Genomic DNA, 13,145 nt, shown 5'->3' with positions numbered 1-13,145 from the left:
TCACCTCCGGTCATTCAGTGGCTCTGGCCGCAGCGGCTTGACTTGTTAGGCACGCGAGATGTCTCTCGGGAAGGCGGCTGGTGGGGGCAACCGGCAATTAAATTACTTGAGTTAATTAATAGCGTGCTGCCCCGGCGCCCGCGCCCGAAACGAAAAAAGTTCCGGCCCGGGTGCGACACGGACCGGGTCCCGAGGCGTCTACCGGGTGTACGGGATCCGGCAGCGGCGGGGGAAGGGCGGGACCTGGTGACGTCGGCAAGAGCTCTCGACGAGTTCCAAGGCTTCGCGCACGCCGTCACACCAGGGCTGTTCCGCTCCGCCCTGCTGATGAGCGGTGACTGGCACCTCGCCGAGGACCTGGTCCAGACGGCGCTCGGCAAGCTCTTCTCCTCCTGGTCGCGGGCCCGCCGCGCCGACAACCTGGAGGCGTACGCGCACACCGTGCTCATGCGCACCTATATCTCCCACCGCCGGCTGCGCCGCTCCTCGGAACACCCCGTGGCCGCCCTCCCCGAACCCTCCGCCGAGGGCGCCCCCGACAGCGCCCTGCGCCTCACCCTCCTCGCCGCCCTCGCCGAACTCCCCTTACGGGACCGCGCAGTTGTCGTCCTGCGCTACTGGGAGGACCGCAGCGTGGAGGAGACCGCGGCCGTCCTCGGCATGACCCGCGGCTCGGTCCGCAACCGCAGCAGCAGAGCCCTGGCCAGACTGCGCCGCACGATCGGCGACGGCCGGGACTCGATCGCCGTCCACTGACCCCTCGCGCCACCGGAAAGGACGCTGCCCCATGCCGCACGACGACGACCTGCGGTACGGCCCCGAGCTGTCCCGCACCCTCCACACCGCGCTGGACGACCTCGTACCGCGCACCGAGTTCCTGGTCTCCGCCGCGCTGACCAGAGGCACCCGCGCCCGCCGCCGCAGGCGGACGGCCCTGTGGATCTCGGCGGGTACGGCGACGGCGGCGGCGCTGACCGCGGCGGCCCTGCTCCTCGCCCCGCCGCAGCCGGCGGGCTCGGTCCGTACGGTCACCCTGCCCGACTTCTCCTCCGCGGCAGGCTCGGCGCCGACCGGCAAGGAGCCCGTGAGCGGTGCCGCGACGGCCGCACTGCTGGCCCAACTCCTGCCGGGAAAACCGGAGTTGACGATCACCGAGGCGCGGGACAGCGACCCCGGGTACACGGCCGTGCAGACGTACGGGGAGGTCGCGCTGGCGGGCGGGGGCGGGACCGTCGCCGTGTCCCTCCAGGGCGGGTTCGTGCGGAAGGCGGAGGAGAGCGGGCAGGCCGGTTCATGGGCCGGCCGGCCGACGAGCAAGCCCTCGGACCCGAGCGGTCAGGCCCATCTGCCGTGGCGCGCGGAGCTGGGGCGGCACTACTCCTGCGCGGCCGGGGACGACGGCTGCACGATCGCCAAGCTCGGGAACGGATCGGTGCTGCTCCTCAGGACGGACGGCGCCCGGCTCACCGCCGACGTACTGCGCCCCGACGGCACCCGCGTGGTCGTCACCGCGACCGGGACCGGGTACCGGGCGGCTCAGGTGCGGGAGCTCGCGACGAGCCCGCGCTGGCAGGAGTGGGTCGATCCGGGGGTGAACGAGGCGGCGGAGGGGGCGGTTCCCTGATCCGCCGTGATCCAACGTGCTCCGCCGTGCTCCATCGGGAAAAAGGTTCGCGCCAGAGTCGGACATTCCATATAGATGGAACTCTTGATTCCATTGGGGGATATTCTGTAATGAAGGACCACATTCCGGGCGGCGAGTTACAGGGCGCCACCCATCGGAAGCCGGCCGGACCGCTCGATTTTCGGACACCCCTGAAAAACAGGGCCGGGCTCTTTGCCGAAGCCAGACCTACTCTTGGTGCAGCGATTTCCGGGCGGCGGGCAGCGCGGCCCGAAATCCGAACCGGGAAAAAGGGGGATCGGCATGCGTATCAGGAAACTCATCGCGGCGGCCGCGGTGGCGGGCGGCGCATTGACCGCAGGGTTGGTGACGGCGTCACCGGCGGCGGCAGCGATCAATTACGACTGCACGGTCGGCGAGGCCTGCCTGTACTACAACTCCTCGGCCTATGGGTACGGGGCGGTCTTCGTGCAGCGGTACGACATCTCGGACTACGCGGGCCACTACTTCAGCGCCGGCAGAAACGGCAGCTCCGGGGCGGGTGTCGCGGTCAAGAACCACACCGCGGCGGTGGACAGCTGGCTCAGCTCGACGTTCCGCGTGTACTACAACAGCGGCTACAACTGCAACGTCGCCTGCCAGAGCGTCGCGCCTTACGCGACCGTCGACCTCAACTCCACGATGAAGAACAACAACGCGTCGGGCCGGGTCGTCTGATTCCTGACCAAGAGATCCGGGGGTACGGATCCAGGTCCGTGCCCCCGGCACCGAAAGAAGGCATCGCCGTGTCCCGCACTTCGCGCCGCTTTTCCGCTCTCCTGGTCTGCGTGCCGTTCTTCCTGGCCGGCTGTTCGGATTCGGGTGGTCCGTCGGCGAATGCGAAGGAGAAATCCAGGAAACCGCCGGCCGTCACCGAGACCCCGAAAATCACCGACGCCAATGACAAGTCGATGCCGCTGGACACCTATCTGCTGAACCCGGAGCAGAAGCGGACTCTCGACGAGGCCTACGCGGGGTTCGTGTCCGACTGCATGAAACGGTTCGGGTTCGACTACACGCCCCCGCGGACCCAGTCACAGGCCTCCGCCGGCTCCCCGGCCACCCGCACCGACGGCCGCTTCGGACTCCAGAGCGCCCAGCAGGCGGAGAAGTGGGGGTACCACCCCGTGGGCGGCGTCCCCGCGCAGGAGAGCGGCGGTGCCTGGGGGAACAAGGGCCAGAAGACCACGCCCGAGATGCTCACCGCCGAGCGCGGATCGTCCGACCCCAAGGAGAAGTTCGGCCCCGGCGGACAGACCGTCAACGGACAGACGGTCCCCGACCACGGCTGCGTCGGCGAGACCCGCAAGAAGCTCACCGGTTCGGTCGAGGGGGACGTGGGCGACCCGCAGCTCTCCACCGACCTCAAACTCGACACCCTGGTGAAGGCCCAACAGGACGCCCGCACCCGCGCGGTGTTCGCCCAGTGGTCGACGTGCATGAAGGAGAAGGGGTACGACTACCCCGACCCGCTGGCCGCGGGCGGCGACGAACAGTGGGCCAGGACTCCGCAGCCCACCCGGCAGGAGATCCAGGTAGCCGTCGCCGACCAGCAGTGCCGCGCGCAGCACAACGTGGTGGGCGTCTGGTTCGCCGTCGACTACGCCTACCAGCAACAGGCGGTCGAACAGAACGCGGAGGCGCTGGGCAAGGCGAAGTCGGACATCGACGGGATGCTGAAAGCTTCCGCTGCGGTGTCGGTGGGGTGAGGGGGATGGGTGAGTTGAGGGGTGGGGGAGTGAGGGGGGAGGGGGAGCCGGGGTTGCGAGGGCAGCTGGGGTTGCCGGAAGGGGTGTCGGAGTCGCTGGGGGCGTCGGGGCAGCTGGGGGCGCTCGGGGCGCCGGAGTCGCCGGGTCCGCCGGAATCACCGGGTCCGCCGGAGGCGCGGGGGCTGCCGGTTTCGCCGGAGGTGCCGGGCGATTCGGAGCCGCCGGGCCCGCCGGAGTCGCGAGGGCAACTGGGGTTGCCGGAAGGGGTGTCGGAGTCGCTGGGGGCGTCGGGGCAGCTAGGGGCGCCGTACATGACCCGGCGTCGCTGGGTCGCCGTCGTTGCCGCTGGGTCGGCCCTCCTCGCCGCGGCCGGGTTCGGTGCCGCGCAAGTCGTCAAGTCGCCTGCCCAGGCTGCCGCCGACACTCGGCCGCCCGCCGCGGATGTGCTGACGGCGCCGGTGGAGCGGCGGGTGTTGAAGGAGACCGTGGTGTTGCGGGCCACGGCGACTGCCGGGGAGTCCGTGACCGTGACGCCCGTGGCGGGTGGGGAGGGGAGCGGCGTACCCGTCGTCACGAAGTTGCCGGTCGGTGCCGGGGGCAGTGTTCGGGCCGGGCAACTGCTGCTGGAGGTGTCCGGGCGGCCGGTGTTCGCGATGCAGGGGGCGCTTCCCGTGTACCGGGACCTCCGGCCGGGGGCGAAGGGCGATGACGTCGCCCAGGTGCAGAAGGCCCTGCGGGACCTCGGGCACAGCACCGGCCGGGACGCGCGGGGTGTCTTCGGCTCCGGTACGAAGGCGGCGCTGCGGTCCTTCTACGCGCGGCTCGGCTACGACCCCCGGCCGGCGGTCGACGACGGCGCGGCGGTCAAGGCGGGGGAACAGGGGGTCCGGGCTGCCCAACGGGCCCTGGAACAGGCGCAGTCGGCGGCTGATGCGGCGATGGCTACGCCTACGGGTTCCAGTGGGGGGAGCGGTACGGGGGGAAGCGGTGCCGGCGGGAGCGGTACCGGCAAGAGCACCGGCGGTACGGGCACGGGCGGCGCGGCCACCGGCGGGAGCGGCACCGGTAAAACTGCCGCAAGCTCCACCTCTACCGGCGCCAGCTCCAACGGCGCCAGCTCCACCAGCACCAGCTCCACCGGCGGGAGCTCCACCGGCGCCAGCTCCACCGGCGGGAGCGCCGCCAACGGAGGCTCGGCCAACGGGAGTTCCGTCAACGGGAGTTCCGTCAACGGAGGCTCCGCCAGCGGGAGTTCCGCCAGCGAGAGTTCCGCCGACCCCGCCCCCGACCCCCGCGCCGTCGCCGAAGCCCGCCGTGCCCTCAAATGGGCCCGCGAAGACCTCGCGACGGCCCGTCAAGCTCTCGCCGACGCCAAAGCCGCCGACGGACCGATGCTGCCGGCCGCCGAGGTCGTGTTCCTGTCCGGGTTCCCGGCCCGCGTGGACTCCGTGTCCGCCACGGTCGGCTCGCGGGTCAGCGGCGCCGTGATGACCGTGTCGGCCGGCGCGCTCGTCGTCCGGGGATATCTGCAACAGCGGCAGAAGGGGCTGGTCAGAGCCGGTCAGCGGGTCGAGATCCTGGACGAGCGGTCCGGTACGACCGTCCCGGGGAAGGTCGTCTCCGTGGCCGAGAACCAGGACGCCGGCCAGCCGCAGGACGGTACGTCGGCCACGGCCGGCACCGACGCCGAACGCGCCCCGGCCGCGCCCCAGGGCTACCCGGTCGTGGTCAAGCCGGACAAGCCGCTGGACCGCGCGCTGGCCGGCCAGGACGTCCGGCTCACCGTCGAGGCCGGGTCAACGGACGGCGCGGCACTGGTCGTACCGGTCACCGCGGTCTCCGTCGGAGCGGACGGCAAGAGCGCGGTGACCGTCGTCGCGGCGGACGGCGCGCAGCGCAGGGTGCGGGTCAGGGCGGGGACGCAGGGGGACGGACAGGTGGCGGTGGTGCCGGTGGACGGGGGGCGGCTGGAGCCGGGGGCGCTGGTGGTCACGGGGGTGCGGCGGGCGGGGTCGTCCGGCGGGGGTGGCGGATGAGACTGCGCCCGCTGGGCCGACGCCGGGAGGGGGCGCGGGGGGCCTTGCCCGATACGAGGCTCCTGCCGGGTACGCCGCCTCCGCCCGGCACGGCGCCTCTGCCGGGTACGCCGCCTCCGCCCGGCACGGCGCCTCTGCCGGGTACGCCGCCCCCGCCCGATACGACGCCCTCGCCCGGCACGGCACTCCCACCCGATACAGCACCCCCGCCCGACACAGCACCCCCGCCCGACACGCCACCCCTGCCTGATATGCCACCCCCACCCACCCCCCACCCCCCAGTCATCGAGTTCCGTCAAGTGGGCCTCACCTACCCCGGCCCCCCTCCCGTCCCCGCACTCCGCCCCTGCGATCTGACCGTCCAGCGCGGTGAGTTCGTCACCGTCATCGGGCCCTCCGGGTCCGGGAAGTCCACCTTTCTCAATGTGGCCGGGCTGCTCGACGCGCCGACCGAGGGGGCGTATCTCCTCGACGGGACCGATGCCGCCGGCGCGGGGGAGGCGGTGCGGGCCGCGTTGCGCGGGCGGCACATCGGGTTCGTCTTCCAGTCGTTCCATCTGATGCCGCACCGCAGCGCGCTGGAGAACGTCTCGCTCGCCATGGTCTACAACCGCTCCCCCCGCGCCGACCGCACGGCACGGGCGCGCGCCGCCCTCACCCGGGTGGGGCTCGGCCACCGTATGGACGCCCTGCCGACCCGGCTCTCCGGCGGCGAGCGGCAGCGGGTCGCGATCGCGCGCGCCCTGGTGGCCAGGCCCTCGCTGCTGCTGTGCGACGAGCCCACGGGCAACCTCGACACGGCGACCGCGCGGGGCGTCCTGGCGCTGCTCGACGAACTGCACGCGGAGGGCATGACCGTACTCGTCATCACCCACGACCCGGCGGTCGCCGCCCACGGCGGACGCACCGTGACCATCCGGGACGGCGTGCTGACGGAAGAGAAGGCGGGGGGTGCTGAGTGAACTACCCACGCAGCAAGGGGAATTGGGCCCTACGAAAGCGACTTTTGCGACTACGATCGCGCCGCCGCCCGCCCGTCGCCCCCTCCGCCCTCGCCCCCCGCGACCTCCTCGCCGAATCCCTCGCCGGAATGCTCCAGCGCCCCGCCCGCTCCGCGCTCACCGCGCTCGGCACCGTTCTGGGCGTCGGCACCTTCGTCGCCGTGCTCGGCCTGACCGCCACCGCCTCCTCGCAGATCGACTCGCGTTTCGACCTGCTCGGCGCGACCGAGGTGACCATCGAGGACGTGGGCCGCGAGACGAACGAGTTCGCCGGCTACGCCTTCCCCGACGACGCCGACCAGCGGATCGAGGCATTGAACGGCGTCCGGCACGCGGGCGTCTACTGGCAGGTGCGGCCCACGGGCTCCGACACGGTCCGCGCCTCCCCGCTCGCCGACGCGCCCGGCGAACGGGCCCAGATCCTGGCCGCCTCCCCCGGCACCCTCGAAGCGGCCCTGCCCACGCTCGCGCAGGGCCGCCTGTACGACGACTTCCAGCAGGACACGGCGGCCCGGGTCGCCCTCCTCGGCGCCGGCACGGCCGCCCGGCTCGGCATCACCACCCTGGACACCCGCCCGGCGGTCTTCATCGACGACGAGCCCTTCGCGGTGATCGGCATCGTCGCCGACGTCCAGCGCAAGGCCGACCTCCTGCTCAGCGTCGTCGTCCCGAGCGGCACGGCACGGCAGTTGTGGGGCGCGCCCGCGGAGGGCGGCGCGAAGATGCTGGTGGCGACCAGGACGGGCGCCGCCGCCCAGGTGGCGTACGAGGCGCCGACCGCGCTGCGCCCCGACCACCCCGAGTACCTCAAGGCGACCCCGCCGCCCGACCCGCGCGACCTGCGCACGTCGGTCACCTCCGACCTCGGCCAGCTCTTCCTGCTGCTGGCCGCGATCTGCCTGGTCATCGGCGCGGTCGGGATCGCCAACACCACCCTGGTCGCCGTCCTGGAACGCACCGGGGAGATAGGGCTGCGCCGGGCGCTGGGGGCGCGCGGGCGGCACATCACGCTCCAGTTCCTCGCCGAGTCGGGCACGCTCGGCGCGCTGGGCGGGCTGGTCGGGACGAGCGTCGGGGTGATCACGGTGGTGGGGGTGGCGGTCGTACGGGACTGGACGCCGGTGGTCCATCCGGCGACCGTCGCCGCCGCGCCCGTCGTCGGGCTGGTCACCGGGCTGCTGGCGGGGCTCTATCCGGCGGCCCGGGCGGCGCGGATCGAACCGGCGGAGGCGCTGCGGCGGTGAGGGCGTATCGGTATAGGAGTTCTCTATAGGGGCCGCTCATATTTCGTCTTTGCCCCGCGTGAGTTCCCGGAACTACCGTGAATTCACGCGAACGGAAAGGCAAGGGAAATGACCGAGGAATTCAGCGGGCTCAAGGGAAAGCGGGCCCTGGTGACGGGCGGTACCCGGGGGATCGGGGCGGCCGTCGTGCGGGGGCTGCTCGACGCCGGCGCCGAGGTGCTGACGTCCGCGCGCAGCGAGTCGGGGCGGGTGCCGGAAGGGGCCCGGTTCGTGGCGGCCGACGTGCGGACGGCGGCCGGGGCGCGGGTGCTCGCCGACGCCGTGGAGTCGCTGTTCGGCGGGGTCGACATCGTCGTCCACAACGCGGGCGGCGGGCAGCCGTTCAAGGACGCCGCGTCCATTCCCGACGAGGAGTGGCAGGGCGCGCTGGACCACAACTACCTCTCCGCGGTGCGGCTCGACGCGCTGCTGGTGCCGGGGATGCGGGAGCGGGGCGCGGGGGCGGTCGTCCATGTCTCCTCGGCCGCCGTACGGACTCCGCTGGGGCCGTTCCTGCACTACACGGCGGCCAAGGCGGCGCTGGAGAACTACAGCCGGGGGCTCGCGCTGGAGCTGGCGCCGTTCGGGGTGCGGGTCAACACCGTGACCCCGGGGCGGGTCGCCACGCCGGGCGGGGAGAAGGTGCGCGAGCAGTGGGCGCGGCTGGGGGAGGCCGGGGGTCCGGTCGGCGCGGGTGATGTCCCGCCGCTGGGGCGGGTGGGGGAGCCGGCGGATATCGCGCAGGCGGTGCTGTTTCTTGTTTCCGGGCGGGCGGGGTGGGTGACCGGGAGTAATTTCGTTGTGGATGGGGGGGGAATTTCCTCAGTGATCCGGTGACCCGCCCCATTTCTCCTGGCGCAGCAATTCCAGCAACTCCCTCTCCGCAGGCCCCGCGTCCTGCCGGGTCACGGCGATCACCGGACGCGACACCGCCGGGGACACCGGCCGGGCGAGGTGCTCGTAGCCGTGCGGCACGGCGGCCCTCGGCACCAGCGTCACCCCCAGCCCGTGCGCGGCCCAGCGCACGGCCGTCCCCGTCTGGGAGACCCGGGCGCCGGTGACCGCCGCGTCGAGGCCGCCGTCCTGGAGCGCGTACCGCAGGACGGCGTCCAGCGCGCTGTCCCGGTCGAACCGCACCCACGGCTCCCCGGCCAGCGCGCTCAACTCGACGCGTTCCGAGGAGAGTTGGGGGTGTCCTTCGGCCAGCACCACGGTGAACTCCTCGTCGCCGAGGTGATGGGCGTCGAGGGGGCTGCGGTCGCAGGCCCCCATCAGGGCGAAGTCCAACACCCCCCGCTTGCAGAGCCGTTCCAGCTCGGCGGCGGACGGTTCCTCGAAGACGGTGACCTCCAGCCGGGGGAACCGGGACCGCAGGATGCCGAGGGCCCTCGGCAACTGGCGGGCACCGAAGCCCAGTTGGACGGCGACGGTGAGTTCGCCCGTCAGCTCGCCGGCCCCGGCCCGCGCGGTGGCCGTCGCCCGCCGCGCGGCGCTCACCGCGACCTGCGCCTCCCGCAGGAACGCCCGGCCGACGACCGTGGGGACCAGCCCGGTCGTGGTCCGCGCGAACAGCTTCACCCCCAACTCCCGCTCCAGGACCCGGATCTGCTGCGAGACCGAGGGCTGCGCGACCCGCAGCGACTCGGCCGCCGCCGTCACCGAGCCCTCCTCGGCGACGGCCAGGGCGTACTCGTACTGGCGCAGGCTCATCGGGCCTCCTGTGGGTCGGGCAAAGCTCGGTCGTGGTCCGGCCGCTGCTCGGTCGGCGTTCGGTCGAACCAGGTAACCCGGTCACGCCGGAAGGGATTCCCCCGCATCGGCCGTCAGCGCCCGGCGCGCCATGAGCGCGGCCCCCGCCCGCAGCAGACGATCCGTCAACTCCTCGGCGTCCAAAGGCTCTTCCCCGTCCACGAGCCACCCGTTCACGATCGCCCCGGTCCCGCCCGTGATGAACTCCTTGACGTCCGCGACGGTGCCCGCGTCCAGCTCCCCGTACGCCTGCCGCAGCCCCTCCTGCGTGATCAGCGAGCCGAAGAGCCTGTTCAGCTCGCGGGTCATGGGGAAGGCGCAGGAGCCGGTGAGGAGGGCGCGGTAGAAGGGGCGGTGACGGGCGAAGTGGCGGGCCGTCGCCAGGACGCGGGCCCGGTACGGGGCGTCGGCGGCGGCCAGTTCGGGGAGGAGTTCGCGCGCGACGAGATCGGCCGCCGCCGCGACGAGGAGGGTGTCGCGGTCGCCGAACTGGAGGTACACGAGCTGGCGGCTGACGTCGGCGGCGGCGGACAGCTCGGCGACGGGGAGGGCGGTGGTGCCACGCTCCGTGACCAGGCGTACGGCGGCGGTCATCAGGGCGGTCCGGGAGCGGAGGACGCGGCGGTCCTGGCGGGCTTGCATGCCCTCGACGGTAGACAGATGTCAAAAAATAGGCAACTGTCAAAGAGGGCGGCCCCCCGACGGCCGCCTCACCGGCCCACCCGACGGCCGGGCCAGCTCTCCGGCCCACCCGACGGCCGGGCCGCCCCGCCGGTTCCTTGACGACGTACGGAGTCCCCGTGCCCCTCACCCCCCAGGTCCGCACCACCACCGGCCCCCTCCGAGGCCGCACCGAAGCCGGCCTCGCCGTCTTCCGCGGCATCCCCTACGCCCAGCCCCCCACCGGCGCCGCCCGCTTCCAGGCCCCGCGCCCCGTACGCCCCTGGACCGACGTCCGCGAGGCGTACGACTTCGGGCCGCCCGCCCCGCAGGACACCTTCATGGGCGGCCGGGACGCCGGTCCCCCCTCCGCAGACACCGGCGACGACTGGCTCACCCTCAACGTCTGGACCCCCGCCCCCGACCCCGCCGCCCGCCGCCCGGTCATGGTCTGGATCCACGGCGGCGCCTACAAACTCGGCTTCTCCGGCAGCCCCGGCTACGACGCCCAATACATCGCCCGCGAAGGCGACGTGGTGTTCGTGTCCCTCAACTACCGCCTCGGCATAGAGGGGTTCGCGCATATCGAGGGCGCCCCCGCCAACCGGGGCCTGCTCGACCAGGTCGCCGCCCTGGAGTGGGTGCGCGACAACATCGAGGCGTTCGGCGGCGATCCAGGCCAGGTCACCGTCCTCGGCGACTCGGCCGGCGCCGGCTCCATCGCCGCCCTGATGGTCATGCCGCGCGCCAGGGGACTGTTTTGCCGGGCCGTCGGACAGAGCCTGCCGGGCACCTACCTCTCGGCCGAACTCGCCCGCGACGTCGGCGAGTTCATCGCGGCGGAGGCGGGAGTGCGGCCGACGGCCGACGCCCTCGCCGGGACCGACCCGCGCGCTCTGCCTGCCGCCGGCCGCGCGCTGGAGGCCAAGATGCGCCAGCACGAAGGGAGTTGGGGCGTCTTCGCGCACACCCAGTCCCTCTTCTCCCCGGTCGTCGACGGCGACGTCCTGCCCGTCGCCCCCTGGCAGGGCCTCGCACAGGGCGCCGGCCGCGACATCGACCTGATCATCGGCCACAACCGCGACGAGTGGCGCACCTTCCTCCTCCTCGGCGGCCTCTTCGGCAAGGTCACCGAGGACCAAGCGGCCGAAGCGCTACGGCAGTTCGGCCCGGCCGGCTACCGCGAGGCGTTCCCGGAGGCGAGCGCCGAGGACCTCTTCGAACGCGTCCAGTCCGACTGGCTGTTCCGCATGCCGACCCACCGGCTCGCCGAGGCCCAGACCGAGGGCGGCGGGGCGGCGTACCTGTACGACCTCGCCTGGCAGTCCCCGGGCACCGGCGGCCTCCTGCGTGCCTGCCACGGACTCGACGGCCCCCTCCTCTTCGGCACCTACGACGCCCACCTCGGCCCCGTCGCCATCGGCCCGGACCACACCGCCGAGGCTCGCACCCTCACCGCCCAACTCCGCACCGCCTGGACGCAGTTCGCCACGACAGGCGACCCGGGCTGGCCCGCGTACGACCCGGAGCGCCGCCTCACCCGGATCTTCGACACCACCCCGTCCACCGCCCCCTACCCCCTGGAGACCTCCCGCCGCCTCTGGCGGCACCACCGCTTCGAGCCGCTGCCCCTCCTGACGGCCCCATGATTTAAATCAACCGATTGACTCGACGTTCCCCGTGGTGTTGCCTGAAGTACCCGGCCCCCGTCACCCCCACGAAGGAGCGCCCGGTGACCAGTACGTTAGCCAACACCCCGGAAACCCCCGAGATCCCCGCGTACGACACCTCCCGCCCGGCCCGCTGCCCCTTCGACCCGGCGCCCGCGCTGCGCGCCCGCCAGGCCGAGGCGCCCCTCATCCGGATCAGGCTCTGGGACGGCACGGTCGCCTGGCTGGTCACCGGCTGGGCCGAGCACCGGGCCGCGCTGTCCGAACCGAGCGTCAGCGTGGACCCGTTGCTCCCCGGCGCGCCCAAACTCTCCCCGGGGGAGGCCGAGGCGAGCGCGCGTATGCGCCAACAGCCCGGTTCTGCCGGTGACTTGAGTTTCATCATGATGGACGACCCCGAGCACGCGCGGCTGCGCCGGATGGCGACCGGCGCGTTCACCATCAAGCGCGTCGAGGCGCTGCGCGGGCCCACCCAGAAGGTGGTCGACGACCTCCTCGACACGATGCTCGCCGGGCCGAAACCCGTCGACCTCGTCGAGGCGTTCGCGCTGCCCGTGCCCTCCCTCGTGATCTCCGCGCTGCTCGGCGTCCCTTACGGCGACCACGGGTTCTTCCAGGGCAACAGCCAGCTGATCGTCAAGAAGAGCACCCCGGCCGCCGAGCGCTACGAGGCCCGGCTCCGACTCCAGGAATACCTGGACGACTTGATGGGCGAGAAGCTCAAGAACCCGGCGCAGGACCTGCTCTCGAACCTCGCCGAACGCGTCAAGGCCGGCGAGCTGACCCGCGCCGAGGCCACCTCGATGGGCGTGCTGATGCTGTTCGCCGGCCACGAGACCACCGCCAACATGATCACCCTCGGCACCCTGGCCCTGCTCCAACACCCCGACCAGCTCGCCCTGTTGCGCGACACGGACGACCCGGACCTGATCGCCTCCGCCGTGAACGAACTCCTGCGCTGGCTCACCATCACCCACGGCGGCCTGCGCCGCGTCGCCACCCAGGACATCGAGATCGCCGGTACGACGATCCGCGCCGGCGAGGGCATCATCCCGGTCAACGAGCTCGCCAACCGCGACCCGGACGTCTTCCCCGACCCCGACCGCCTCGACCTCACCCGCGACGCCCGCCGCCACGTCACCTTCGGCTACGGCGTCCACCAGTGCCTCGGCCAGCCGCTGGCCCGCATGGAACTCCAGATCGCCTACCCGGCCCTGCTGCGCCGCATCCCCACCCTGCGCCTCGCGGCCGACCTGTCCGACATCCCCTTCAAGCACGACGGGTTCGTCTACGGCGCCTACGAACTCCCCGTCACCTGGTAGCGGTTGGCCGGAACAAGCGGGCCGCCGCGGATGTTGAAGCGGAGCCGTGTCC

Annotated in this window: 12 protein-coding genes; 10 read left to right on the top strand and 2 right to left on the bottom strand. The window is 72.7% G+C overall.

Annotated elements, in window-relative coordinates; genetic code table 11:
• Positions 1-246 precede the first annotated feature (246 nt).
• The 8 genes from ACYUD3_RS11080 (at position 247) to ACYUD3_RS11045 (ending at position 8,529) form a co-directional block, all read left to right on the top strand.
• A complete protein-coding gene (locus tag ACYUD3_RS11080; RefSeq protein WP_470967400.1) occupies positions 247-756 on the top strand; it encodes a SigE family RNA polymerase sigma factor in 510 nt (169 codons plus the stop codon).
• Between the two features lie 31 nt (positions 757-787).
• The gene (locus ACYUD3_RS11075) at positions 788-1,624 is read left to right on the top strand and encodes a hypothetical protein (RefSeq protein ID WP_470967398.1); all 837 of its coding nucleotides are present in this window, start codon (positions 788-790) and stop codon (positions 1,622-1,624) included.
• Positions 1,625-1,927: 303 nt separating this feature from the next.
• Entirely contained in the window at positions 1,928-2,341 is a 414-nt protein-coding gene (locus tag ACYUD3_RS11070; RefSeq protein ID WP_470967396.1) for a hypothetical protein, read from the top strand.
• Between the two features lie 68 nt (positions 2,342-2,409).
• Positions 2,410-3,372, top strand: a complete 963-nt coding sequence (locus tag ACYUD3_RS11065) for a hypothetical protein (protein WP_470967393.1) — start codon at positions 2,410-2,412, stop codon at positions 3,370-3,372.
• A gap of 311 nt (positions 3,373-3,683) precedes the next feature.
• Entirely contained in the window at positions 3,684-5,408 is a 1,725-nt protein-coding gene (locus ACYUD3_RS11060; protein ID WP_470967391.1) for a peptidoglycan-binding protein, read from the top strand.
• 251 nt (positions 5,409-5,659) lie between these two features.
• Entirely contained in the window at positions 5,660-6,370 is a 711-nt protein-coding gene (locus ACYUD3_RS11055) for an ABC transporter ATP-binding protein (RefSeq protein WP_470967389.1), read from the top strand.
• 128 nt (positions 6,371-6,498) lie between these two features.
• The gene (locus tag ACYUD3_RS11050; protein ID WP_470967433.1) at positions 6,499-7,653 is read left to right on the top strand and encodes an ABC transporter permease; all 1,155 of its coding nucleotides are present in this window, start codon (positions 6,499-6,501) and stop codon (positions 7,651-7,653) included.
• A 108-nt stretch (positions 7,654-7,761) separates the two neighbouring features.
• Positions 7,762-8,529: an oxidoreductase gene (locus ACYUD3_RS11045; RefSeq protein ID WP_470967386.1), complete on the top strand. Its 768-nt coding sequence runs from the start codon at positions 7,762-7,764 to the stop codon at positions 8,527-8,529.
• Here the strand turns inward: ACYUD3_RS11045 and ACYUD3_RS11040 are convergent.
• Positions 8,515-9,402 (bottom strand): LysR family transcriptional regulator, encoded by an 888-nt coding sequence (locus ACYUD3_RS11040; protein ID WP_470967384.1) that lies wholly within the window; start codon positions 9,400-9,402, stop codon positions 8,515-8,517. The two genes, ACYUD3_RS11045 and ACYUD3_RS11040, sit on opposite strands and share 15 nt — an antisense overlap.
• 81 nt (positions 9,403-9,483) lie before the next feature.
• Positions 9,484-10,083, bottom strand: a complete 600-nt coding sequence (locus ACYUD3_RS11035) for a TetR/AcrR family transcriptional regulator (protein ID WP_470967381.1) — start codon at positions 10,081-10,083, stop codon at positions 9,484-9,486.
• A 158-nt stretch (positions 10,084-10,241) separates the two neighbouring features.
• On the opposite strand from ACYUD3_RS11035, the gene ACYUD3_RS11030 reads away from it, so the two are divergent.
• Together ACYUD3_RS11030 and ACYUD3_RS11025 are read left to right on the top strand one after the other, a co-directional pair.
• A complete protein-coding gene (locus ACYUD3_RS11030) occupies positions 10,242-11,750 on the top strand; it encodes a carboxylesterase/lipase family protein (RefSeq protein WP_470967379.1) in 1,509 nt (502 codons plus the stop codon).
• An 83-nt stretch (positions 11,751-11,833) separates the two neighbouring features.
• A complete protein-coding gene (locus ACYUD3_RS11025) occupies positions 11,834-13,093 on the top strand; it encodes a cytochrome P450 (protein ID WP_470967375.1) in 1,260 nt (419 codons plus the stop codon).
• Positions 13,094-13,145: the final 52 nt, after the last annotated feature.

The organism is Streptomyces sp. AMJ-169 (assembly GCF_055597585.1).
The sequence above is the reverse complement of the archived record's forward strand: the minus strand, read 5'-3'. Positions and strand labels throughout refer to the sequence as shown.

Excerpts from the sequence above, each read along its gene's own strand:
- ACYUD3_RS11075 (WP_470967398.1), top strand. The coding sequence starts at position 788 with ATGCCGCACGACGACGACCTGCGGTACGGCCCCGAGCTGTCCCGCACC.
- ACYUD3_RS11070 (WP_470967396.1), top strand. The coding sequence starts at position 1,928 with ATGCGTATCAGGAAACTCATCGCGGCGGCCGCGGTGGCGGGCGGCGCA.
- ACYUD3_RS11060 (WP_470967391.1), top strand. The coding sequence starts at position 3,684 with ATGACCCGGCGTCGCTGGGTCGCCGTCGTTGCCGCTGGGTCGGCCCTC.
- ACYUD3_RS11055 (WP_470967389.1), top strand. The coding sequence starts at position 5,660 with ATGCCACCCCCACCCACCCCCCACCCCCCAGTCATCGAGTTCCGTCAA.
- ACYUD3_RS11050 (WP_470967433.1), top strand. The coding sequence starts at position 6,499 with ATGCTCCAGCGCCCCGCCCGCTCCGCGCTCACCGCGCTCGGCACCGTT.
- ACYUD3_RS11045 (WP_470967386.1), top strand. The coding sequence starts at position 7,762 with ATGACCGAGGAATTCAGCGGGCTCAAGGGAAAGCGGGCCCTGGTGACG.
- ACYUD3_RS11040 (WP_470967384.1), bottom strand. The coding sequence starts at position 9,402 with ATGAGCCTGCGCCAGTACGAGTACGCCCTGGCCGTCGCCGAGGAGGGC.
- ACYUD3_RS11035 (WP_470967381.1), bottom strand. The coding sequence starts at position 10,083 with ATGCAAGCCCGCCAGGACCGCCGCGTCCTCCGCTCCCGGACCGCCCTG.